Here is a 24,165-nt window from a genome sequence, read left to right on the forward strand (position 1 = left end):
CGTAATTTATCTTCCGCTGATAATTAAATGCTAACTTGCTTCTTACTTGAATTTATTAGTGAAGACCAAACCCCCGTTAAAAATATAAAGTCCTCCATATCAGATTTGGCTTCGGACAATAACTCACTGAATCGATCACTAATTATACGTGAGAGTTTTTCATAACGACCGCCGAGTTTAGCATATTCTTTAATAATTATATTCAGCGTCTTTTTAGCTGTTTCCTGATCGAGTTTTAGACTTTCTTCTATCACCCCCAAAACAACTTCCGAATTAACTTGGTAATCATGGTCTAGTAGCTCTAATCCAAGTTCATCTAATCTGGAAAAAATAAAACCGAAATAATTAAGAGATACATAATACTTAACCAACCTAATTTGATAATCGAAGAAACCATCATCTGTTTTTCTTTCTGGGGTATGGTAGTTATCTATATGTCTATTGTGCTCTACACCTGGAAGTTTTGAGCTATTAATCATATGTATAAGAAAGTAGTCAGAAGCGATGGTAGACTTCGCCGGAGGAAGCGGTATTTTTTGGTGCACTTTATAGAAACTGACATTGCACATATCGACCGCATAGGGATCAACAGAGCATAGGATCGACTTATCACCGTTAAATCGTTCTATTCCATTACCTTTAAATGACTTCTCTACAAATTCTTTCCTCTGGGCCTCAGAGTAGCAGTCTGGAACATCAAGGCTAACAATTGTCTCATAAACGTCTGAGTTTATGCTTTGCATCTCTTGAACATCTACAGACATAGCGCCAATAAAGGCGCCTCCGACCAACGAAACAGGCATCTGCTCTTGCTCAGGTAACAAGGTCACATAATCAACCTTTCCAGATACATCATGAGCATTTTGAGATAGAGAGCGAAGCTCCTGGTAGATAGGAAAAATATATTCACCGTTGACTCTCTGTAATCGACTATCAGAATCTCTTCGGTGAATACTGTCACAACCAAAAGCGGTACTGATTAAAAAACCTCTATTCGTGCACGCCCCATAAGAACAGCCTTCAGGCAGCATTATCGCTAACAACCTCGCCATCACGTCATGCTGTTTTGCATCATATATAACATTGCGGATAAAACTTTTCTGTCTCTTATCATCAAAATATGAAACTGATACTTTATTTACTTGGTCATACTGCTTAACAGCTTCAAGGTTTGATTTATATTCATCCCCGCTTGAAGTATCCAAAATTAAAACATGAACAAGCACATCAAAATTATCAACCGCATATTTAGCTTCTTTGATCATCAAGCCAATCGCGTTGGCGCATTCTCGGTTGGTGGGTAAAAAAAGACAAATTTTCTTCACTAAAGCTCCTTATTATGCGAAGCCGCTGAACTAAAAATGTCATGCCTCACCGATTTGTACACATAGACTGAATTGCGCTAAGTTTCTATTGCATATGCATACTCTTCCAGTTGCATGGCAGAAGTTTGCGAGCAGTACAACAAAAGAAACTAAGCCAACAAAATAGTGGACATTGCCAAGTGTGATTGGGACAACGTGATACTGAAGTCTCTATTTAAACGCGGAGTGAGTATGTTGAATACGCGCTCACTGACAAGTTGAACCTGAGTCGAGATTGGAGATGGGTATTCGTACGTGAAGACAGCAATAGCATACTGCTATAAAAGCGCTGCATGTTCTTAGAATAGGAAAGCCCTCGCCAGCATGTACTGGCGAGGGCTTCAAATTTCAGGCATAAAAAAACCAGCCTGAGCTGGTGACTTTATCTCTCATCATCAAGCTATCATGCAATTTGATGATGAATATTGGAGGCGCCTCCCGGAGTCGAACCGAGGTCCACGGATTTGCAATCCGCTGCATAGCCACTCTGCCAAGGCGCCTTTATCTGGTACTGGTATCTGTAAATTCACTGGCAACTACGCTTAGTTACGTAACTGATCATTGAGATGGTGCCCCGGGCCGGACTTGAACCGGCACAACGCGAACGTCGAGGGATTTTAAATCCCTTGTGTCTACCAATTCCACCACCAGGGCACATGCAAACACCATCATCCTCTCGCTTCACCGTGAGGACGAGACGTACTTTACCCCAAATAGAATTTTGGTCAACCGTAAATTCTTACTTTATGAATCATATGGTTAAATTCCCAACTATCTGCACAAAGCCCCACCAAAATGCCGGTACTAACTGCACCGTCGTTGCTTTTATAAATGACGAGTTTTTTATTTTCGATGACTCCCAGACAGGATTAACCAAAATGTTAATCCTGAGCCATAAAAAAACCCTGATCATCTAAATCAGGGTTTACCTCTAAGAAGTTGCTAACTACAGATTCACGCTTATTTTTGCACACCTTCAATGTGCAGTTCCATATCTACGTAGCTTGATGCGCCCATGACAGGAATCTTAAAGTCCACTAACTCCAAACGAGTAGTTCCATAAAAACCAGCGCGCTCACCGCCCCACGGGTCTTGGCCAGCGCCAATAAACTCAGCGTTGATGGTAATCGGCTGGGTCACACCATGAAGGGTAAGATCCCCTGTAATGTCTAACTTGCCATCACCATTGTCTTTCACACCTGTACTTTTAAACACTGCCTCACCGTACTTACCTGCATCGATAAAATCAGAACTACGAATGTGCTTATCACGTTCGGCATGATTCGAGTCCAGACTTGTTGTGTCGACGGTGACTTCCACCGAAGAGGCAGCAACGTTTGCAGGATCATAGCTAAACTGACCAGAGAAGTCGTTAAAACGACCTTGAATAAAGCTGTAACCTAAATGGCTCACCTTAAAGTTCACTGAGGCGTGGGCGCCTTTAGTATCAATAGCGTAATCAGCGGCATTTGCACCTAGTGGCAACATCATTGCCACTGCCATTCCTGTAGCGATTAGTGTCTTTTTCATTTCGAAACTCCTAACATTTTTCGAAGAGTATTATCTTTATTGATAAAGTGATGCTTTAAGGCGGCTAACGCATGCCCTGCAGCGGCTAAAATAACAAACCAAGCGGCATAGAAATGAACCTCCCCTGCAATATCAGACTGATTTGCAAAGAGTTCACCTAATGCTGGAACTGTAAACCATTCAAAAACGTCTATACCTCGACCATCTGACGTTGATATCAAGTAACCACTGGTGAAAATGACCAGTAACGCAATGTACATCATCAGATGTCCTACTTTAGCCCCCATTTTTTCAAAGGCAGAACCTTCTATATCAGGACTAGGCGTTACATGCTTCCAAATTAATCTAACTATAGTAATCACAGCCAAGAGTATGCCCACTGATTTATGCCAATGCGGCGCTGTTTTATACCACTCGCTATAATACGTAAGATCAACCATCCAAAGTCCGACTGCAAACATACCAATGATCACCAAAGCGGATAACCAATGCAGTGCTCTTGAGACAGCGTTGTAATTTTGAACCGTGGTTGTTGCCATTTTCCTTTCCATTTATTGATACCAATTATCATTCGTCATATTAACGACTATTTAACGCTTGAGATACAGTATTTACTTAAATTGACATTACGACGATAGGGAAGGCTTGATAAAGTCATTCAATTTTTTCGAACTAACTCAACCACAACAATTTGCGACCCTACGCTAGTCCAACGGCATCTCTATTTCATACAGTTCATCCCCAATATCAAGCACTCTGCGTTCGAGTACCGCTTTGGCATCCTCTAATCCCTTGTTGTAAAAGGCTGGACCCAATTTTTTGATGAGAAAGTCCAATAAAAACTCGGCATCAAATTGCCCTAAATCTTGCTCCAATTCTTCAGAAAAGTACTGTTGCAATTGAATAATAATGTCATTTCGTTGCTTTGAATCAAACATCGCGCCCTTCCTTCATACTCAACGTGTATCACATAATGTTACATTTTATCTTCTATGGCGCATAGGGTTTTAAATCATTCAAGTTTTAACACACCATCCATACGCGTTATTCCAACCACCTCTCATTATTTCGATTATTTATGAATCTCTGTTTCATTTTTGAAACTAAACCACTATGCTGAGTGCAAATATACGGAGGAACCATGAACACAGGGTATCAAGAACGCATCACTCAATTATTGAAAGAACACGGAGTGACTAACCACGAACTGGCCGAAGCAATTGGAAAAGGTAAGGCAACCATTGGTCGCTATCTGACAAAAGGCGCGACAAGAACCTACCCTTCAATAGAAGATCTTGCCCTCATTGCTCAGTATTTTAAAGTTCAACCTCATTGGTTATGCTTCGGTATTGGTGATAAGCATACCCACGCGCAAACATTAACAAACGCGGTAAACGTCGGTGCATCTACTGTCAGTGTTTATACAAGAACCGAAGTCCCACGCCTGCTAAGCGGTGAGCAAGCTGACTCTGTGAGCTCCATTCCTGTTCCTAGCAAACATAACAACTGCTTCGGCGTGTTATACCCTGTGTCAGGGGCGCTATCATACAAATGGGACTGCGTAGCGCTTGTTGAACAAGGCCAAGAATGGGTAAATGATGATATTGTCCTAGCTCGCTTACCAGGTAATGATTACCCAGAATTTTTCACATTAGTCAAAATCGGTGCAGTCATTCATGTTTGGTATGGTGATGACACATCGAAAAATGCCATTCATCAAGTAATGGATGACGAGATTGATGTTATTGGTGTGGTGCGCTGGGGCACATGGTCCAAGCGTGGCTAATTAAAAAATGCTGCATTTACCAAATGCAGCTAGGTTAAGGAATAGACCGTGCTTCTTGATGTTGTTGTTCACAGCTTAAATCAATTTGAAGGTGACTGTTTAACGCTATGTGCTCATCACTACCCTGCTGTTCACAATAAGGGAATGACTGAGCACCACTTGGCTCTCGCATTTGTCAAACGATTAGTAGCAAATCAAACTGGCGCAAGTCAGCACTGCGAATATGCGCCGATTGAATTAAATAAACGTTCAGAAGCCCCCCAACATTATCGTGTGTCTTCCTCTCAAGGTACCGTTTGGGTGATCACGCATCACTTTGTTAACGCAAGTCCTTCGAGCCGAGAGCGTTTGCTTGAAAAGATTCAAGAATGGCAATCAGAATATCGATTTGCCATCCAACCCCATGATTTATTGGTGCTCATCGCCGACCACTGGATGAATCGTAATATCTTTAGCAGAGAGATTATCCACTGGTGGACGCATCAATTGCCAGAAGACCGTGACTTATACGCTCAACAAGGTGTCAAACTAGCCGAAAGCCCCAGCTATTTACGCCAACGTTTGCTGGCTCGCAACCAATTAACACCACGTTATATTTTATATTCCCACCCCATTAAGCGAGCCAAATACGGGGATTCACTTAAAAAGTACGTCCAACTTTACGCTATTGTTCAAAGCTAATACATGAATGGTAATCAATGAAGCGTTAAATGCTTCGTGTCGGTTTCTGTCATTAAAGGTTCACGCGAATTTTGCATAGTAAGGGATATGTTTACGTTAGCTGTATGAGTTCTGGCCTCGCCTATTCATGAAAAGTCTTAAACGATATCAATATGAACGTTACGCTGTGCTCTGTAACCTTGCTTATCCTCGCATATTTAAACAAACACGCTATGGGTTTGACCCGAACGGTCAGAGAACAATCGCTAACCGTTCGGGTAAAACCGTCGTTAGAGTTTTATGGAACAAACATCAAGAAGAAGCCATCATCGTTATCAAGGGATCTCATAGCGTCAGCGATTGGCTACTTAATTTTGCGCTATGGCAACGCTCATGCCAAGCATTCGGTCTCGATTACTCCATCCATGCTGGGTTTCATTTTATACTCAATCAAGAAAGCCAGCCGAGTCACAAGTTAGATACTCTCGGTTTATCACTGTTTGAACGTACCATGGTGATCGCCAGTGGACTCATTGAGAATGGCAAAAGAATTACGATTACTGGGCACTCATCAGGGGGAGCAATTGGCTGTGTGATAGCCGATGCATTAGAACAGAAGCACCCTAAATCCATTAAGCGAATCGTCACCTTCGGGCAGCCCGCTATCGGTGGGTGGCGCTTTAAAAAGCACTTTAATCTGGCTCATAAGACCTATCGAATCTGTTGTGACTTGGACATCGTCACTTTCCTCCCACCGCTACCGTTTGCTTATTGGCATGTTGGCAAAATGTTATGGCTCTATAATGGTCGTATTTTCGAGAATACCCCTTCAGTCGTGCGATTCAGTCGTTCCGTTGTTTCTTGGCTCATCCGACCTTTTTCATATCACTTAATGAGTAAATATATTCGCAATAAAGATTATTTCGATGAGAGATAAATGAGAGGTGTGTCGATATTTTAACTAAATATCAACTAATTTTCTTTCTGATTAAAAATCAACCAATAGCTTTGCATGTTATTGAGCTTCGTCAACTTTTGAATAAATATCGCTATTTATGAATTTGGTTATTTTGAAAACAATGAATTATATCACTAAAATTTCAAGGTTCATCAGCTGAGTACACTATCTTCTCAACGATAACATTGGACAATTAACCCAATTAGGCACCTTTCATAATCATGGTGAATTTGACTTATTTTTCACCCGTGACATTATTATATGAATATCTCGAATAAATGTTATCTTCATGCTACTCACAGACAAGCACCAATTTACACAACGAATTAAGATCGACCATACTGGAAGCTATGTCGCAAAATATAAAGACCTTATATTAAAAAGTGTTTTTCAGCCGATCTTCTGTCGTGCTGGTACGATTATTGGTATGGAAGCGCTAGTTCGACTTTATGACCAAGATAACAAACCTATTCCACCTAATCTTTTTTTCCAAAATGAAAGTATTCCTCTCTCTGACCAACTGAACGTTGACCGATTAAGTCGCGTAATTCACATTCGAAATTTCAGTATGTCTGAGTATCGAGAAAGGCTACTATTTCTGAACTTCCTACCGATTTCCAGTGAACGGTTAGCCGCAGAAGGACTTCAATCATCCTTATTGATGTCACGCTTAAAAGCACTTCAGATAGACTGCAAACGTGTCGTAGTAGAATTGGTTGAGCTAACCGCGTTTAGCCCAAGAACATTGGCTTCGGCAGCAAAACACTTAAGTGATGCGGATTTTCTTATAGCGATTGATGACTTCGGCTGTAAGGAGTCAAACCCAGAAAGAGTGGCATCCATTCGCCCCAATATTCTGAAATTTGATCGCCAACTATTGTTGGATTACATCGCTGGAAAGAAATCCCCACTTGTTGATGGCATCGCACTGGCTAAAGCAAATGGTGCAAAAACCGTGATAGAAGGAATAGAAACCGACGAACAACTGGCAATAATGAGATCGTTAGGCTTTGATTTCTATCAAGGCTTCCACTTAGCCGTCCCCATGGCACTTGAACCAAGACTCAAGCAAGTCGTCTAGTGCTTCCCCTTAACGGAATTTAAAAACGCTTACCAAGCATAAAAGTTACGCCTTCACGCGTTTTGCCACTTTGCGCCATTAAAGACGCTTCCCAATTTTCAGCAAAAGCCTTTTGCAGCCCCACCATTGTAGACCAACGACTCGAAGATTGTGTCGCACTAAACTTAATATCGCCAAGCTTGCCTTTTAACTGGCGTTGATAATCCTGATACTGACCTCCAATCACAATTCGCCAACCACTATCTCCAATATTAAGACCAACTAAAGGGGTAATGACCAGTGCGTCCAAACTGACACCCACACCAGAAACTGACGTTGATACGTACTGTGCGTCGATGGTTCCAAAAAAGTTCTTATGCCCATACGCAAGGGTAGTTCCGACAGCAGTGACGGTAGACGTTGTCGCCATGCCATTCACCTCCAAGCGAGCCAAATTGCCATTGGCAAAATCATTGACCCCAATTGAAATATTCGAAGACGTCACTGCTTTGCCTACCATGGCATTAAAGCCCCAAAATGGCAGTACCCATACGTCACCTCGAACCGCTACAATGCTGGTGGTATTAGTGGTTGAGCTTCCACCGCTTGGTAAAAGGTCGTCGACAGGCTCTCCATCAACTTTAAAGTCACCTAAATTCATCAGGTCTTCTTGCTGGTGAGTAAACAGTGAGATGCCGATCGGTTTAGGCAGCGTAATTCCCATATCACGCACTCGATCACCAAAGAATGGTAAGGTTCGACCATAATCCTCGTCTTTTGTTGGCAGTATATCTTTTGCCCAACACATTGATGTGGTCAACGTAAATACTAATACCAAATAAACCCGTATGTTAATTACCGAGTTCAATATTACTGGATTCAATAAACGATTAAGTAATGAAAAGTCACGTCGTATATTCAAGCGAAAAAGCCTAACTAAAATTGGGTTGGTGATTCTAGCAAGGTTATGAAAACAAAAATAATTCACATTTAGTATGCGTACACACTTGAAGATACACAACGCCGATGCAATATACTCCTTATCAGCAGTGAAGCACTCGCCAGTAGTAACTGGCCAAACACAACTAAGCAAGGAATGCATGCCAAACCATACCATTAAGAAAAAATGTCTAAATGACGCCCCCGCGACTAGGTTGCCTTTATTTCTCAAAGGGTCTCTTTCTATGATGCCTTTAAGTCTCGCTGTCGTTCCTTGGGGATTCTTAGCGGGCTCCTTTGCCATTGAGTCCGGATTAACCTTCTTTGAAGGTCAAGCCATGAGTGCCATTTTATTTGCCGGTGCCGCGCAATTGGTTGCCATGGGGATGATCAAGTCTGGCGCGACTCTGCTGACGATGATGGTCACTATTTTCTTTATTACTTCTCGACATTTTCTTTACGGCCTATCTATGAGGGAGTCGATCTCCCCACTGCCGCTGAGGTGGCGCCTTGGACTCGGTTTTCTCTTAACCGACGAGTTGTTTGCGCTCTGCGGGCGTCAATCGCCGCAGCAATTTAACCGTTGGTATGCGCTCGGCGCAGGCCTGTCCTTTTATTTGATTTGGAATATCGCCACATTGATCGGTCTTATAGTTGGTAGCCAAATTCCAGACTTACAGCAATATGGATTGGAATTTGCTGTCGCTGCAACGTTCATTGCCATCGTCATTCCAACAATAAAATCGTTAGCAACGTTACTCGCTATCTGTTCCGCCCTCGTGACCTCCGTAATATTGGCGACTATGAACGTCGAAATGGGGTTGGTCATTGCCAGCATCGTTGGGATGAGTGTTGGCTATATAGCGGAAGGGAGAATCAAGTCATGACTTTTGCGGTAATTTTAATTCTCACTTCCATTGTTTTCGCGAGCCGCTATCTATTTCTGGAGCCTAAACTGCCGCTTAGAATCAGTGCCAGCGCAAAACGCTTTCTAAGTTACGCCAGTCCAGCCGTACTTACGGCTATTTGGGGGCCCATCGTGTTTCTTCCACATGGCGAGCTAAACTGGAGTGACAACTTGCCTTACTGTTTAGGCGCTATTTTTGCCATCATCTGCGCTAAAATTACCAACAATGTCTTGTTAACCACTATCGTCAGTATCGCGTTCTTTATATTATTAAAGCTCACCGTATTTTAAGCGGTGGGCCTTGATAGAAAAGATTACTCACCACGATTTTTTCGCTGCGAGCGATTAGATAGACCCGCTCCTGGTTTGGCAGGGACTGCCCTTCTCTCGTGTAAGAGGTGGCGAATAGATAAAATAGGATGAGGAAATAACATCCTTGGGCCAGCATAACGCATCACGGCTTGCATCTGTTCTTTAGGTTGCGGTTTATAGCAATGAATGGGACATTTATTACAGGTGGGCTTCTTCTGTCCATACGGGCATCGATCTAAGCGCATTTCGGCGTAGTCAATTAGCTCACGGCAAGACTTGCACAGGCTTTTACCTTGATGATCGTCTTGATGATGATCACGACAATATATCGCGACCATCGCTTGTACCGTTTTGAACTCTGTTGCCAACTCCCCAGATAACAAGCTTAATTCAAGTTTCATCGTCATTAGTAAATCAACAATGTATCATCAATGGGTTGATAGTCGTCAGCAACGTCAATCAAATTATTAGCGGTTAATGCACGTGCACTGATAACGGTCACTTTCTTACCAAAGCGTTGTTGGATACGCTCCACAAGAATTTGAAAGTCTCCATCTCCGGACAATAAGACAATCCGGTCCACATCGGCGGCCAACTCAATCGCATCTAACGCGATACCAACATCCCAATCCCCTTTTGCGCTGCCATCTGAGCGCTGAATAAAAGGCTTAAGATGGACCTTGAAGCCAATGCCTCGCAAAATATGATGGAATTGTCTTTGCTTAGGATCGGTTGAGGAAATGGCGTACGCATTCGCCGATGTAATTTGATACTGTTCTGAAAGCTGGCGCCATAACGCATTGTAGTCAAAGCGACTTTTAAAAGCTTGGCGGGTGGTGTAGTAAATATTTTGAACGTCAACAAGGACTGCGATGGTTTCCATAACTTCGACCTAAGCGGATTTTTTCACATCATAACAGATCTCTCTTGCTCGTGGATGCCTTCAGTACTGGCATATCGTCATACCATCAAAAAAGCCTCCAATTGTCATCATAAATTGGAGGCTTACTCTGTATAAAAGTTAACGAACACTAGGTTAAATCAATAACAGATTACTCATTTTTCTGTGCCAGGTGGCTGCTCACTAGGCTCGCAACCATGATCGCAAGATAAAAGCTGCCTGTGATTGACTCCAAAAAGACGAAAAATTTAGGAATCGCGAGCGTTGGAGAAATGTCACCATAACCGACTGTTGTGAGCGTAATAAAGCTAAAGTAAATCACTTCAAACAAATTATCCAACCATGGTTTATGACTTATCCCATTGAAAGGGTCAACAAATAACTCAAGTTGAATCAGGTAGATAAACGTAAAACTTAATCCAAATAGCAAGTAAACACAAATCGAGCCCACTATTTGATTCAACGTGACTTTTTTCGCCATCACCACCTGCTTTAGCGCTGAATACGTTTGTGCGAGTACAAAACACAGCATTGCTGACATCGTCACTAAAGACAGATCTTTGTTTTCAAATAAAGTAATCGTTCCCGAGGTCACAATGACCACCAGCATAACGGCATACCAAGAGCGATAGAACGTCTGCTTACGATGCACACCAACAATCGACGTCGACATGCAAAGTACAAGTAGCGCCAATACATACGACTGCGCATCGTCTTTAAATTGATGGACAACGGCACTCAGGAAAAATAGAACCAATAGCGAGCCCAGCAAAAAGAAAAAGTTATCGTCTTTCGTCACTAGTTTCAAAACCGTCTCTCCTCAATTACAGCATTTCTTTGGCGATTAAATGCAGCAGGTATGTTTCTCTTTCGATACTCATACCTTTTTTATCACTTTCAGCAATGGTCTTCTCATTGAAGGCTATCGCTTCATGTATATTGATCCAAACTGGCTTCATACCATTTTTGATTTCATAATCCTCGTAAGCGGTTTTACCCAGCTGTCGGTCAACCTTACAAGAATAACAGTAAGACACCATATGAACGACATCCGCATCCTGTTTATGCCAAGGGCGAAATTCTTCATAAATACCAAACGGCTTAATACCATGAATATTCTTAGCACCCGTTTCTTCTTCTAGCTCTCTGACCATACCTGCAATGACATCTTCCCCCTCATCTAACCCACCACCCGGTAGAGAGTAGTCATGATAACGCTCGGTATACAGTAATAGAATCTGTTCGCCATCTATCGCTATCGCTCGGGTCGCCTTTCGGTGGTAAATTTTTTTGTCGTCCAAATGATCAATATCTGGATGAATCGCGGTAGTAATCTTTCTCATGTTTTGCTCGACAACGTGGTAATACTGCGAGAAGTCTATCACATAAATGAACATTTACACTTTGACACAGTTTTATTGTTATTTCAGAAGGGACTATCATAAATGAACGCTGTATTATTACTCCCTCGCTTAAAGGGATGTTAAGCAACTAAACACTACACTGTGAGCTAAGTCCCTTTATATTATGAATGTTTATCCATTGCCAATCTCCACTTCCCCTAGAGCGACAACACCCAAGTCCGGAGTGAGACTATCAGTCATCGCTCTAACACTCATGGGCGTATTTGCCCCTTTGGCAAATGCAACTGAGCAAATCGACGTCAATACTGACACGTCTGCGCTCACTCAAGAAGACTTGCTAAAACAAGCTGTGGCGGCTGAAGAGCCCTTGAGCCACCAAGCACTGACCGCACAACAATATCGAACTTGGAATGAACTCGGCTATCGCTCTATTTCCACCAATAGTAGTTTTGAAGAGTTGCGTCAAAACGAAACCACTGTTGAGCAAGTCAGTTTTTATGACTCACCTTATCAAGTCTCTCTATTTAACCCTCAAAATGGTGAAGATAGCGAGCGCCTTTGGTCGCAAACTAAGTCTATCTTTGCTTATGGTGTGGGTGTTGCGGGTGTGTTGGCACTTATGCCTGAATCCATTACAAACTGGGAAAAAGACGACGTTCAACTCATGAACAAGTGGTGGGACAACGTACAATCTGGTCCGGTATGGGATCGAGATGACCACGTCATCAACTATATTGGACATCCTTATTTTGGTGGCGTCTATTACCAAGCGGCGCGAAAATCAGGCTATCGCCAATGGGATGCCTTTATGTATTCCACGTTAATGTCGACATTTTACTGGGAATACGGCATAGAAGCCTTTGCAGAAGTCCCCTCCATTCAAGATCTTGTCGTCACCCCTACTCTTGGTTGGGTATACGGTGAATGGGCATTTAACAAAGAAAAAGAGATTCGCCTCGGCGGCGGAACAGTTTGGGGATCCGACGCACTCGGCTCGACAGCACTGTTCTTCTTAGACCCTGTCGACAGCCTTGGTCGCGGCGTCAACAACGTTGCGGGCAGAGAAATAGTAAAAGCCGGTACTGGCTTTGTCGGTGCGCATTCCAATGTCCTTAGAAATGGCGAAGTGGAAACCAAATATCAAGTTCAAGTACAATATGCCTTTGGCGCCGGTGAGACCGATGACAGCTTGAAACGTCGTCAGAAGAAAAACTACCATCAATACACGGATGATCCAGTCACATATGGTATCGTCGGTCTCAGCGCTGGGTTTGCTTACCCTCAGTTAGACAAAGAACGTAACCTCAAAAACGACTTTGCCCCAGCATTTACACTGGGACTTTATTTCACAGAGCAGTTCTCGACGCGTCTTGGCTATATGCAAGGCAACTACGAGTCAACCGTGAGCAACCAAAAGCATGTTTATGAAAACTACAGTTTAGATTTTCAATACTATTTACTCCCTGGTAGCCCTGTTAAGCCATACCTCAATGCGGGGGTTGGTGAAGCAATGCTTGATAAAGATCGGGATACTAAGAAATTACAGTGGAATATTGGTACGGGCGTGCATTACTCAATCAATGCCAATTGGTCACTGCAAGCCGACTGGAAATACGCCTACCACCGCAATTCCGGTGCGCGAGATCATATAATGGGCTCACGCTTGATTTACCGCTTTGGTGAAGGCAATAAATACATCTAATCAACCACGATGCCTTGGTATCGTGGTGAAGGCCACAATACCAAGGACGATAGTGCGTCGTTCGACTTAAAGATGGACGTCAACATACAAATTTGTAGGAATTGTAGACACAAACACAATATCTCAACTATTTGTCGATTAAATGTAAATATTTTGACCGAATCAAAACACTTTTTCTCTGAGATCTCCTACACTTAACCAAAAGCCAGATTTCCAACTAGGAGAAAGAATGAAAACAGCAAAATGGATGATTGGTGCGATTGCAGTAGGTATTATGGCAGGTTGTGCAAGTGAACCTGACGAATATGATGTCGATGAAATCACAACCATTAGCGACCCAGCTTATGTTTATTGTGTTGAGCAAGGCAATAAATTGGCACGTGTAACAGAAAATGGTAAGCGTGTACCTTACTGTGTTATTTCAGACGAAGAAAAATACACCGTTTGGGACTATTACGAAAATAGAAATAAAAAAGAAGAAAACTAATACCTATATAAAGGGCGCTCGACAGCAGTGCCCTTTATTTAACCACTTTCATTTAAACACCTTAATTTTACCACTTTAGTATCCGTACCTACGCTTCTACATAAATGTCATTAGAACATTGAATGATCATTTAATGAACGATCTGGCACCTGCTGAATCACATCCCAGTGCTCGACGATTTTTCCATCATTATCGAACCGAAAAAAATCCATGGTGACGTACTCGTCGCCATCGGGCCACTGTTGGTGAGTATGCAATGCAACTAAATTTCCTTCACCAATCACACGCAAAAACTCGATATTCTTTTGAGGATATTCCGTCGCCATTTGTTGAAAGTAATCTATAAACCCTAGCTTGCCATCCATGACAACGGGGTTGTGCTGTATGTATTCATCACCAACATACAGCTCTACTGCTTTTTCCGGGCAGCCTAAGTACGCCATTTTGTAGAACTCGACAGCATGCTTTTTATTTTGCTCAACTTGACTGTTCATCGTCAACCTCCCACTCCGTATTTACGCTAAACCGTAGGCGTTGTTCGCAGGAAATACCAGTTCTCGTCCCACTGTAATTGGCAGGCCTTAGGTTCCCAAACCCAAACTGTAAATAATTAATAAGGTATTATTCACCCTCTTGGCGGTCTCTATCAAAGAAGCTTTCTACTTCTAACTGCGTTAAATAGCGCCATTCCCCAGGCTCAACGTCCAGCTGTATATCACCAATCCGTTCACGATGGAGTTTCACGACTTTATTGCCAATGCTTGCAAACATACGTTTCACTTGATGAAACTTGCCTTCAGTGATGGTTAAGCGTACATCCTTAGGGGTAATAATGGTTAAAATGGCTGGCTTAGTCAGTTGGCCTTCTCCTTGCAACTGAACCCCATCTTTAAACTTACCAACGGCACTGGTATCAATAGGTTTTGATAAACTGACTCGATAGACTTTGCTACATTGTTTCGAAGGCGTAATGATATTGAAAGACCAACGCCCATCATCGGTAATGAGTACCAATCCCGTCGTGTCAGCATCTAAGCGCCCCGCGATATGGAGTTCATCACGATGCTGGATATCAATACTGTTAAATAATGAGGGGTATACTTCATCGATATTTGAGCAAATCGTCCCTGCCTTCTTATTCAGTAGAAGATAACGAAACGGACGACACGATAGCTTCACTCCGTTCAATGTCACTTGGTTATTTTCATGTACCTGAGTACGTTCACTTGTCATCGTTTGTCCATTAACGCACACCTCGCCGCGTTCAATCACGGAGCAGGCTTGCGCTCGTGTTAGTTCGGTGCTTTTACAGACAAATCGATCTAAGCGCATTTCATGATTCTCCTAATAGTCTTCGCCGCCATTATGCGCACTCAGCAATATTTAGCAATGCTAAGCATTGCTTAGCAAGTCCACTGATACCGGAAAAATCGACAACTTTGAAAACGTATTGCGACTTTAATTGCGCCTAGCTCTACACAACCTACGAGTATTTCGCGTAAACTAGCCACGTTTAAAATCACTACCTAGTATGGACAAATCATTTTGCAGACGCTTTCACAGCTCCAATCCGGCGAACTTTTTGGCACAACTCATCTCAAATTATCCGAATCACTGACCACTTTCCCATTAGAGATTTTATCGCTTGCCGATAGCTTAGAAGTTCTCGATTTGTCGAATAACTTACTCACATCACTACCTGATGAATTAGAAACATTCAGCAAACTCAAAATCGTGTTTGCCTCAAACAATCTATTTGATACCTTACCTTCCGTGTTAGGTCGCTGCCCTAACTTAGAAATGGTCGGCTTTAAAGCCAATAACATCAAGCATGTCCCAGCAGAGTCATTACCAAAACGTTTACGTTGGCTTATCTTAACGGATAACCAGATTTCATTGTTGCCCGATTCGTTAGGCGAACGACCTCGATTGCAAAAGTTAGCCCTAGCTGGAAATCGCTTAACGGCACTACCAAGCACGATCGAGAACCTGCATAACCTTGAGCTGGTGCGGATTTCCGCTAACCAATTAACGGAATGTCCAGACTCATTACTATCATTACCTAAGCTGGCATGGCTTGCCTTTGCTGGCAATCCATTTTGTCAATCCGACATTAACATCCAATCTGTTCCTAAAATCAAAGCCACAAGTTTTACTTTGCAGGAAACATTGGGGCAAGGTGCATCGGGTGTGATTTCTAAAGCGATATGGAACCAAGCGCAAGCAACGCTACCGCAAGAAATCGCGGTCAAGGTGTTTAAAGGCCAAGTGACGAGCGATGGTTACCCAGAAGATGAATTGCAAGCTTGCTTAAAAGTCGGTAATCACCCCAACCTCGTTCAATCTTTAGCGCAAGTGCATGAGGAAAACTACTTAGCTTTGATCATGAACTTAATCCCAGCTCACTATAAAAACTTAGGCTTGCCCCCTTGTTTAGACAGCTGCACACGAGATACTTTTGAGCCAGACTTTACCTTGCCCATTGAAAAGATTGAAAAAATTGTTACACAGATGGAAGACGTATTTGAGCATTTACACTCAAATCAAGTGTGTCATGGCGATCTGTATGCACACAACACGCTTGTTGATGAAGCGGGTAATATTATATTTGGTGATTTTGGTGCCGCCACCATGTATCACATGCTATCAAGCCAGCAACAAAACAAAGTAAAAGCCATAGAGCAGCGCGCGCTGAAACACTTCATCGATGACCTGCTAAATATTTGTGCAAAGCAGGATGTTAACACCAAGCAATACAAGGTGTTGCGCGAAAAAACATAACCGCCTTTTCTCAATATCAGGCTGCGATGATTTCCGCATATGCGAATCGTTATTTCCCTATTAGGTGTAGCATATCTAGTGCCCAGCCTAATGGGTGAAGTAACGTGAAGACTCCGCCAAACTCGGTAATCGGCGATTAAATTAACGACACGCCTTCCACTTCAATGACTGAACTGGCATTGGCACGCTCAATAATCTTAACTAACGCTGACTGAATCACTTCATCATTTCGTGCATCGGTCGTACTCGCAAACAACTCCTCTTGGGTTTGAGCGCCTTCAGCCAATACAAACTGAACCACGACCTCAGATGCCCTCTCTGCTGTTTCACCACGATATTCCAATGTGATTTGTGGGTAGCCTTTAAATCCCTTTTTCACTTGTTTAGCAATGCGCTTTTTTGCTTTATCTACGTTCATATCATTCCTTGTTCTCGTCGTAAGTTCTAGTAACGCGAAATTGCCCTAGCTAAAAACGATATAACCAGACTACTTCGCTAACGCTAAGAAAACCATTACAATGCGCGCAATTTCCTAAAATAGTTAACGGTCTAAACGTATAGGTACTTTCCTTGAAGTTAAGCAACAGACTCTCGCAAATCGATCACATGATCGCTTCAAACTACACCCATATTTGGGATTGCTGCTGTGATCACGGATTCCTAGGTGCCGCACTACTAGATCGTAATGCCGCGAAGCATATCCATTTTGTTGATATTGTACCTAAACTAATGACGGCACTTGAAGATAAGCTCGAACAGTTTTATGCAACGTGTCCGGCTACGTATTACGTCCATTGTATCGACGTCGCCACGCTGCCGTTATCCGAGTACAAAGGCAAGCATTTAGTTGTCATTGCTGGCGTAGGGGGAGATTTAATGATGAAATTTGTCAGCGGCCTTTGCCAACGCTATCCACAGTTAGACATCGATTTTCTATTGTGTCCTGTTCACCATCAGTATGCGCTTCGCCAAACCTTGATAAAAAATAATTTGCGTCTTCTTCGTGAGTCATTGGTTGAGGACAACCGTCGCTTTTACGAAGTCATGCTGGTGACAACCAATCCCGAACAAGGCGATATCATTAGTTCCGTTGGCAAGGAATTCTGGCAAACCACCAGCTCGGAGCAAACTGAAACAGCCACCAATTATCTCGACAACACTCTGCGTCACTATGAACGTATTCAACGTGGTGGTAGATCCGACGTCACCAATATCTTGCAAGATTACCGGCAAATTTCTGTTTGTGATAAGCAGGGAGCGCTCAAAGCAAACCGTTAGCTAGCGCAGGACCAAGCACCAAAAGTGTTAAGTGCACCGCACATCTTTAGGTAACCGTATGACATATCAATATTCAAAGCAAATGTGGTGCTTATTGGCTTGACTGAACGAGCGGTATTTCTTAACTTGGTAGCGAACGCCTTTGCTTGCGCGTCTGGAATGGCCGAGAGGAAGTTGTACTCGGCCACTTTCTTTCTTGTATCGAGCCTTTCTCTTTCTCTTTCTCTTTCTCTCAAAACATTGAACAATGTGAACCTAACGGTCTCTACATATGAAAAAAGCCGATGTCTCCATCAGCTTTTTATCATTAATTTTAGATTATGCCGCCACTTGGCATAAAGTACAGCATCACTAGCCATACCCCAATCCAGCTCGCCACAACGGCTACATCAAACCAATCTTTATTCCACATATCGCCTCCAAAGAGCGCGGTAAGCATCGCTGACTAAACAACATCAATGTCAGGTAAGCGACAACAGTATTCACCTAAAACACTGCAATAAAGATACCAATTTAGCGTTTGATAACCTTTTTCAGACTAAAGCTTTTGATATTGACACGCGGAAATTAACCTTTCCGGTTTATCTTTCAATAGCTTAATAAAACAGTCAGACATAGACCAATTCGTTACGATCCCCTCACCTTGCATATTCAAGATGGCGTCATAGCCTTCTTTGCCTTTCATGGTATATGCGCTTGAGGTGCCAGTATATAGTCGGGTAGCATCAAGTGGCCTTCCTGCAATAAAGACATCGCTTACCCTCTCACCCATAGGCGCATCTTTGTCATAATGAAACTCAAGTTGATAAGTGTAAGGATAACTGCCCGATCCGGTTCCAACCACACCGTTATCAGTGGCGTTATTAATCGCCCCCTCAATGATAAGAGGGATATAACAACCTTGTATGCCATAGACCCCGATAGGAACGGCAAACGGCAGCAGCTTTCCGGCAATATCGGCGACCGAAATATCCCCTGCATTTAGAGAATTTCTCACGCCCCCCGCGTTGTGTATGGCAAATTCAGGTGTATGACCTAATTGGCTCATCGCATAATGAAATGATTCCGCGACAGAAGGCGCGATCTGACTGCCTCCTTGGGTATCGGGTAGCCGTACATGACGAAGTGGACGACGTAGCGACGCAATGGTGCTTTGCTGCAATGCCCTAACTCGAGGTTGGTATTTGTCTCTTAGAATCGCCTTGATTCGCTCATCTTTACGACACTGAACAACATTAGAGTGGCCTTGTACCGTTGCTTTTACCGCATCATAGTCATCATCGGTTAAGGCATTATCGACGTCCATAAATATACGGCGCCCGACTAAGAGCTCATTTTTTCCACTAAACTGCGTAACCACGCCATTCGTATCAAATTCGATCTCACAGTGCCCCATTGTCATAGAGTGGTGCCCAGCCTGAACAACATGAGTATTGCCAACTTTTACGCCATATGGGTCTTTACTTACTAACCCCAAGCAAGAAAAATCACCTTGCAGCACGTGACTATGCCCGCCAATGATCAAACCTAAGCCGTCGACTTTACTCGCCAGATCAAGATCAGCATCATAACCAAGGTGACTAAGCAGAATGATCTTATTGATGCCCGAGTCATGAATGGCTTGAATGGTATTTTTTGCCGTTAATATCGCGTTTTCAAAAACCGTATCACTATCTGGGTTAGCGATATCTGCCATCTTGTCAATTGAGAGCCCGAAAATCGCTAACTTATCTCCCTTAATCGTTTTTTCTACCCATTTTGCTGTTTTTGTGGCGGGTTGATAATCATAAACATTGGGTTGCCCCTTAAGTGAAAAGGCCTTGCTACCTTCTTGTGATAAGTTCCAGTTACCGGCTAGAAATGGAAACTGAATGCTACGTACAAACTGCCCAACCGGGTCGTTGCCCATATCCAGCTCATGGTTACCAAGTGCCATGGCATCCAACTCTAGGGCATTAAGCAATTCAGCGTTCGCTTCACCTTTGAAGAGTGAAAAATACAAGGTGCCTTGAAAGCAATCGCCAGCATGAAGAAATAGGAAGTCATCACTATTATGCGCCGCTTTAATTTGTTCTACGCGGGTTTTGATGCGTGCAAATCCACCCGCACTAACAAAGGGATGAAATTCATGATTAGCGACCTGAACCTTGAGTTGTAAGGAAGTGGGTTCAAAGTAGGAGTGCGTATCGTTAATATGCGCGATGGTCAATTTGAGAGGTGTTGTTGTTTTTATCATAGTATTATCTCTTAATTCTCCCCTCTGATGGTAGCCAGCATTATGTGACATTCAAATGAATTTTTTGAAATCACACAAGCATTATACAGGTCTTAGTAAGATATACATCACACTAAATATCTAAGGTTATTAGATAACTTTATGAGCTAACATCCAACAAAGTCACAAATAGTTTCTTATAATTTAGATAGATACTGCTCATCACTTTACGATTTTACTTAAATAACTTTTGCGAAGCACTCGGGAGAGTTGGATGAAATTAGACAGAATCGATATCTCTGGTTTCCGAGGCATTAAACGCCTCTCTCTTGCACTTGATGACTTAACCACGCTAATCGGTGAAAATACCTGGGGCAAGTCGTCGCTACTGGATGCAATTTGCGTGGTATTACCTTCAGATGGAGAACTCTATCAGTTTGAAATGACCGATTTCCATGTCGACCACTCTGTCTCACATCCACAAACTCGCCACCTACAAATTGTTCTCTCTTTTGTCTCTACTGAAAAAAATGAAACTCTTACTGGTCGATACCGAAAATTAAAACCCGTATGGCAAGTCGACGAAAACGGAACATATCGGTTTTATTACCGCATTAGTGCCACACTCGAAGCATACAACGTGACACAACATTACGCCTTTCTAGATAGACAAGGACAGACTTTACGCCTTCACCATTCAGAAAAAATTGCCCAAGAATTAATGACATTACACCCTGTGATTAGACTTAGGGATTCACGTCGCTTCCGTCATCCTATGGAATTAGAGCGCTTGCACAATTCACGAGCAGAGAAACGCATTAACAACACATGCCGCCGCCTTCTCGCCGTGCCGGGGCACGTTAATAAAGGTGAAATAAAAAGCAGCTTGAATACCATGCGCGATTTGGTTGAGCATTACTTTTCATTTAAAAGTCATTCTCGTGAGTCTGTCACCAAAAACCGTGACGGCGTATTTTTTAGCCGCCCTCACTCTGAACAAAATCTCGTCAACATTATCGACGAAACCAAAAACCATCAAACTCGTTTACTTCTGCTCGGATTACTTAATGCGTATTTGCAAGCCAAAGGGCCCAATGACCTTCGCCGCTGTGCTAGACCTATACTGATATTAGAAGATCCAGAAGGTCGCTTACACCCTACCCACTTGTCTCGCGCATGGAGCTTATTACAAATGCTCCCCATGCAGAAAATCCTAACGACCAACAGTAGTGATTTATTAGGCACGGTGCCCATACAGTCCATACGTCGCTTGGTTCGGCAGTCAGACCGCACGGTTGCGACCAGTCTAAGCACCAAACACTTGTCGAAAGACGAACTGCGACGAGTCGGCTTTCATATTCGCTTTCATCGTTCTCGAGCACTATTTGCTCGCTGCTGGCTACTGGTCGAAGGTGAAACTGAGGTTTGGCTGTTCAATGAACTGGCCAATTTGAGCGGTTATAATTTAGCGGCAGAAGGCGTGCAAATCATAGAGTTTGCACAGTCCGGATTAAAATCTCTGATCAAAGTGGCCAAAACCTTTGGTATCGATTGGCATGTCGTCACCGATGGCGATGCGGCAGGGAAAAAATACGCAGCGGCAGTGATGAATCAGCTCGACGGAGAGCACCCTCGCCATCACTTAACCGAATTACCCGAGCGTGATATTGAACATTACTTGTATATCAACGGGTTTGAAGACTTTTTTAAGGGGTTAATCAAGATTCCTAATGACCACCCGATTCCGCCTCATAAAGTGGTTGTGCGAGTGCTGAAAAAGTTCGCCAAACCCGACCTCGCATTGGCGATTGTTGGGGAATGTGAGCAACGAGGCGTCGATAGTATTCCTCTTCTCATCCGTTGGATTCTCAAACGAGTCATTACCATGGCAAATGGAAATACATAAGTTTTTCAATGCATTAAATAACAAACATCACAAAACCCCAAGGACAGGCGCAATCGCTAGTATTTCTCGTATCGCTGCTGTTCATGAGAATATAACCGAACTAAAAAGGGCTCATCACTAATCTTGATGAACCCTTACAGTATGAATTTACTTTCCTTTTCGGCGAGTATTGTCCGTTCGAGTATTGTCCGTTCGAGTATTTCAGATTCTATTGCTTTAATAGCTGAGCATCTCGTTGCCCAAGATTGGCATGTAGCCATAGTCCGCTGGATTTCATTGCGTAGCCAAACAAGCCACCTAATACCAATGAAGGAACGACTAATTGCCAATTTCCATCCGCAGCAAACGTTGCACACGCTCCAATAAAGGTACCGGGAATGTAACCAAGCCACGCACGCTTAGCTTGTATACACATGCAAAATGAGACCAATGCCGTCATGATGTAACCTGCGATTTCCATGTTAATCAGTGAGGAGCCATGGATAATAACCAATGCCCACACCACGCCAGATAAATTGGTTAGCAAGCTTTTAGCCAATCCTTTAGCACCATCCGTAGGAGAGGCAAAATAACTAGTGCAACCCAAAAATCCAGCCCATGAAAGCAAACCAAACGAAATGGCAATCCATCCCCAAATTCCCGAAAGAATACCTGTCGTTAGCGAAATTGCGATCAATTGACTCATTACTTTGCACCAGTATTTGTAAACACAGGCACTACAATAGCCAAAAGATCGCCAACATTAAGTGATCAAAATCCCACCGATCAATGTACGAATAAGTAAGTTGCAACATTAATGAGATATAAATCACACTACAATATTGATGGGCGACCTTTCATCATTCGCATGCCTTCACGCTTAGCACATTCCGCAAGTGGGTTTTCTGCCATATCTGCACGCCAAATAAACGACAATGTTCGCTCCATTTCTAATTCAGGGACATTTAGAGCCACCAGCTGTCCTGCCTCAATGAAACGCTCTACATCTAAATACGGTAAACACGTTAAATACTGGCTATTGGCAACCATGCTTCGCAGTACCGGAACATGCTCATACTCACGCCAAACATCGAGATCGCCAATAAGATGGTGGATGGAGCTATCAAATATTTTACGTGTACCTGAACCATGCTCTCTTAACACCCAGCGAGCTTGTTCAAGTTGAGAAAGGCTAACTCGGTCGCGTCTTGCAAACGGATGATGCGCAGCAGCAACCACGGTCAAGTGATCTCGACACCACGTCTCTTGGTGAATTCGGTTGTCATCGCAACGCCCTTCAATAATGCCCAAGTCGTATTGATACTCCAACACCCCTTCAATAACAGAGTCGGTACTTTGCACACCTAACGTGATGCGCATTTCTGGAAAATCATTATCGATGGCACTAATGAGATCCGGAACCAAGTGTTCCGCGGGCGTTTGGCTCGCACCCAGTTTGAGTTCTCCACTCAATAAGTGTTGCTCGTAAAAACCCATCTCAATTTGCTGCGCATCTTGCAATAAGCGTTTTGCTTTAGGCCTAAGCCAAACTCCCCAGTGTGTGAGGGCCATTTGCTTACCTTGTCTTTCAAAAAGTGGGCGACCAAGCATTTTTTCTAGCTGAGCCAGAGACATGCTGGTTGCAGATTGAGTTAAAGACAATTTATCTGCAGCTTGACTGACACTGCCGCTATCAGCCACGGCATCGAATACGGCGAGTTGTTTTAATGAGTACCGCATAGTTGTTCCTTACTACAGGTCAAAATAATGAAATTGATACAAATAAACGCTCTTCACTGTGCGTTTATGTCATTCGGGGACATCAAGTTTTCTTATTCATTATTGCCAGTGTCTTCTAGTGGTCAATTAACCGCCAACTCACGTTATAGAGCCACCATGCAAAATAACAAGAAAACAATGCGTTACCCCTTGAAACCCTTATTCTACCTAGTGCACAGCACTTATCAATAAATTTGATGTGGTTTTTAAAAATTATCAATTTTACCTCTAGTCATAAACTCCCTTAATCTAGTTTC

General features: G+C 43.0%; 26 protein-coding genes and 2 tRNA genes. 11 read left to right on the plus strand and 17 right to left on the minus strand.

Annotated features, from left to right (window positions below):
• Positions 1-23: 23 nt before the first annotated feature.
• The 6 genes from MD535_RS06110 to MD535_RS06135 all read right to left on the minus strand — a co-directional run bounded on the left by MD535_RS06110 (position 24) and on the right by MD535_RS06135 (position 3,832).
• Positions 24-1,325 carry a DUF6271 family protein gene (locus MD535_RS06110; RefSeq protein ID WP_265673993.1) on the minus strand — a complete coding sequence of 434 codons (1,302 nt, stop codon included), beginning with the start codon at positions 1,323-1,325 and terminating at the stop codon, positions 24-26.
• Between the two features lie 465 nt (positions 1,326-1,790).
• Positions 1,791-1,864: transfer RNA gene (locus MD535_RS06115), tRNA-Cys, on the minus strand.
• 67 nt (positions 1,865-1,931) lie between these two features.
• Positions 1,932-2,018, minus strand: a tRNA-Leu gene (locus MD535_RS06120).
• Positions 2,019-2,324: 306 nt separating this feature from the next.
• The gene (locus tag MD535_RS06125; RefSeq protein ID WP_265673994.1) at positions 2,325-2,894 is read right to left on the minus strand and encodes a YceI family protein; all 570 of its coding nucleotides are present in this window, start codon (positions 2,892-2,894) and stop codon (positions 2,325-2,327) included.
• Positions 2,891-3,433, minus strand: a complete 543-nt coding sequence (locus MD535_RS06130) for a cytochrome b (RefSeq protein ID WP_265673995.1) — start codon at positions 3,431-3,433, stop codon at positions 2,891-2,893. The genes MD535_RS06125 and MD535_RS06130 overlap by 4 nt, the downstream gene beginning before the upstream one ends.
• Before the next feature lie 165 nt (positions 3,434-3,598).
• Positions 3,599-3,832: a DUF2164 domain-containing protein gene (locus MD535_RS06135; protein ID WP_265673996.1), complete on the minus strand. Its 234-nt coding sequence runs from the start codon at positions 3,830-3,832 to the stop codon at positions 3,599-3,601.
• A gap of 203 nt (positions 3,833-4,035) precedes the next feature.
• Between MD535_RS06135 and MD535_RS06140 the strand changes: the two genes are divergently transcribed.
• From MD535_RS06140 to MD535_RS06155, 4 genes are all read left to right on the plus strand, one after another.
• Positions 4,036-4,680, plus strand: coding sequence for a helix-turn-helix domain-containing protein (locus MD535_RS06140; protein WP_265673997.1), 645 nt, complete (start codon positions 4,036-4,038; stop codon positions 4,678-4,680).
• A 48-nt stretch (positions 4,681-4,728) separates the two neighbouring features.
• Entirely contained in the window at positions 4,729-5,361 is a 633-nt protein-coding gene (locus MD535_RS06145; protein WP_265673998.1) for a hypothetical protein, read from the plus strand.
• A gap of 127 nt (positions 5,362-5,488) precedes the next feature.
• Complete coding sequence (locus tag MD535_RS06150; RefSeq protein WP_265673999.1) at positions 5,489-6,277, plus strand: lipase family protein; 789 nt, start codon at positions 5,489-5,491, stop codon at positions 6,275-6,277.
• 310 nt (positions 6,278-6,587) lie between these two features.
• Positions 6,588-7,379 (plus strand): EAL domain-containing protein, encoded by a 792-nt coding sequence (locus MD535_RS06155; protein ID WP_265674000.1) that lies wholly within the window; start codon positions 6,588-6,590, stop codon positions 7,377-7,379.
• A gap of 19 nt (positions 7,380-7,398) precedes the next feature.
• Here the strand turns inward: MD535_RS06155 and MD535_RS06160 are convergent, their stop codons facing one another.
• Positions 7,399-8,178, minus strand: a complete 780-nt coding sequence (locus tag MD535_RS06160; RefSeq protein WP_265674001.1) for a hypothetical protein — start codon at positions 8,176-8,178, stop codon at positions 7,399-7,401.
• Between the two features lie 280 nt (positions 8,179-8,458).
• Here MD535_RS06160 and MD535_RS06165 point away from each other — a divergent pair, with 280 nt between their 5' ends.
• Both MD535_RS06165 and MD535_RS06170 read left to right on the plus strand, forming a co-directional pair.
• The gene (locus MD535_RS06165) at positions 8,459-9,184 is read left to right on the plus strand and encodes an AzlC family ABC transporter permease (protein ID WP_265674002.1); all 726 of its coding nucleotides are present in this window, start codon (positions 8,459-8,461) and stop codon (positions 9,182-9,184) included.
• The gene (locus tag MD535_RS06170; RefSeq protein ID WP_265674003.1) at positions 9,181-9,495 is read left to right on the plus strand and encodes an AzlD domain-containing protein; all 315 of its coding nucleotides are present in this window, start codon (positions 9,181-9,183) and stop codon (positions 9,493-9,495) included. Before MD535_RS06165 ends, MD535_RS06170 begins: the two co-directional genes overlap by 4 nt.
• A 23-nt stretch (positions 9,496-9,518) precedes the next feature.
• On the opposite strand, the gene MD535_RS06175 is transcribed toward MD535_RS06170, so the two are convergent.
• The 4 genes from MD535_RS06175 to MD535_RS06190 all read right to left on the minus strand — a co-directional run bounded on the left by MD535_RS06175 (position 9,519) and on the right by MD535_RS06190 (position 11,760).
• Positions 9,519-9,923, minus strand: coding sequence for a nitrous oxide-stimulated promoter family protein (locus tag MD535_RS06175; RefSeq protein ID WP_390902899.1), 405 nt, complete (start codon positions 9,921-9,923; stop codon positions 9,519-9,521).
• Positions 9,923-10,399: a LabA-like NYN domain-containing protein gene (locus MD535_RS06180; RefSeq protein ID WP_265674004.1), complete on the minus strand. Its 477-nt coding sequence runs from the start codon at positions 10,397-10,399 to the stop codon at positions 9,923-9,925. The genes MD535_RS06175 and MD535_RS06180 overlap by 1 nt, the downstream gene beginning before the upstream one ends.
• A gap of 169 nt (positions 10,400-10,568) precedes the next feature.
• Entirely contained in the window at positions 10,569-11,225 is a 657-nt protein-coding gene (locus MD535_RS06185) for a potassium channel family protein (protein ID WP_265674005.1), read from the minus strand.
• A 16-nt stretch (positions 11,226-11,241) separates the two neighbouring features.
• On the minus strand, positions 11,242-11,760 hold the full coding sequence (locus tag MD535_RS06190) for an NUDIX hydrolase (protein WP_265674006.1): 519 nt from the start codon (positions 11,758-11,760) through the stop codon (positions 11,242-11,244).
• A gap of 184 nt (positions 11,761-11,944) precedes the next feature.
• Here MD535_RS06190 and MD535_RS06195 point away from each other — a divergent pair, with 184 nt between their 5' ends.
• Together MD535_RS06195 and MD535_RS06200 are read left to right on the plus strand one after the other, a co-directional pair.
• Positions 11,945-13,483, plus strand: coding sequence for a DUF3943 domain-containing protein (locus MD535_RS06195; protein WP_265674007.1), 1,539 nt, complete (start codon positions 11,945-11,947; stop codon positions 13,481-13,483).
• 229 nt (positions 13,484-13,712) lie between these two features.
• Complete coding sequence (locus MD535_RS06200; RefSeq protein WP_265674008.1) at positions 13,713-13,970, plus strand: putative hemolysin; 258 nt, start codon at positions 13,713-13,715, stop codon at positions 13,968-13,970.
• 110 nt (positions 13,971-14,080) lie between these two features.
• Here the strand turns inward: MD535_RS06200 and MD535_RS06205 are convergent, their stop codons facing one another.
• Both MD535_RS06205 and MD535_RS06210 read right to left on the minus strand, forming a co-directional pair.
• Positions 14,081-14,464, minus strand: a complete 384-nt coding sequence (locus MD535_RS06205) for a nuclear transport factor 2 family protein (protein ID WP_265674009.1) — start codon at positions 14,462-14,464, stop codon at positions 14,081-14,083.
• A gap of 127 nt (positions 14,465-14,591) precedes the next feature.
• The gene (locus tag MD535_RS06210; RefSeq protein WP_265674010.1) at positions 14,592-15,302 is read right to left on the minus strand and encodes a pseudouridine synthase; all 711 of its coding nucleotides are present in this window, start codon (positions 15,300-15,302) and stop codon (positions 14,592-14,594) included.
• Between the two features lie 213 nt (positions 15,303-15,515).
• On the opposite strand from MD535_RS06210, the gene MD535_RS06215 reads away from it, so the two are divergent.
• On the plus strand, positions 15,516-16,751 hold the full coding sequence (locus tag MD535_RS06215; protein WP_265674011.1) for a leucine-rich repeat-containing protein kinase family protein: 1,236 nt from the start codon (positions 15,516-15,518) through the stop codon (positions 16,749-16,751).
• A 136-nt stretch (positions 16,752-16,887) separates the two neighbouring features.
• On the opposite strand, the gene MD535_RS06220 is transcribed toward MD535_RS06215, so the two are convergent.
• The gene (locus tag MD535_RS06220) at positions 16,888-17,169 is read right to left on the minus strand and encodes a hypothetical protein (RefSeq protein WP_265674012.1); all 282 of its coding nucleotides are present in this window, start codon (positions 17,167-17,169) and stop codon (positions 16,888-16,890) included.
• Between the two features lie 152 nt (positions 17,170-17,321).
• Between MD535_RS06220 and MD535_RS06225 the strand changes: the two genes are divergently transcribed.
• Complete coding sequence (locus tag MD535_RS06225) at positions 17,322-18,029, plus strand: tRNA (adenine(22)-N(1))-methyltransferase (RefSeq protein WP_265674013.1); 708 nt, start codon at positions 17,322-17,324, stop codon at positions 18,027-18,029.
• Between the two features lie 538 nt (positions 18,030-18,567).
• Here MD535_RS06225 and MD535_RS06230 read toward each other — a convergent pair.
• Entirely contained in the window at positions 18,568-20,265 is a 1,698-nt protein-coding gene (locus tag MD535_RS06230) for a bifunctional metallophosphatase/5'-nucleotidase (RefSeq protein ID WP_265674014.1), read from the minus strand.
• A gap of 253 nt (positions 20,266-20,518) precedes the next feature.
• Here MD535_RS06230 and MD535_RS06235 point away from each other — a divergent pair, with 253 nt between their 5' ends.
• Positions 20,519-22,150, plus strand: coding sequence for an ATP-dependent endonuclease (locus MD535_RS06235; protein WP_265674015.1), 1,632 nt, complete (start codon positions 20,519-20,521; stop codon positions 22,148-22,150).
• Between the two features lie 208 nt (positions 22,151-22,358).
• Here MD535_RS06235 and MD535_RS06240 read toward each other — a convergent pair whose 3' ends face one another.
• Both MD535_RS06240 and MD535_RS06245 read right to left on the minus strand, forming a co-directional pair.
• Positions 22,359-22,835: a DUF1097 domain-containing protein gene (locus tag MD535_RS06240; protein WP_265674016.1), complete on the minus strand. Its 477-nt coding sequence runs from the start codon at positions 22,833-22,835 to the stop codon at positions 22,359-22,361.
• 128 nt (positions 22,836-22,963) lie between these two features.
• Positions 22,964-23,869 carry a LysR substrate-binding domain-containing protein gene (locus MD535_RS06245; RefSeq protein WP_265674017.1) on the minus strand — a complete coding sequence of 302 codons (906 nt, stop codon included), beginning with the start codon at positions 23,867-23,869 and terminating at the stop codon, positions 22,964-22,966.
• Between the last annotated feature and the right edge of the window lie 296 nt (positions 23,870-24,165).

Origin of the sequence: Vibrio qingdaonensis (assembly GCF_026191675.1) — a bacterium.
Taxonomy (GTDB): Bacteria; Pseudomonadota; Gammaproteobacteria; order Enterobacterales; family Vibrionaceae; genus Vibrio; species Vibrio qingdaonensis.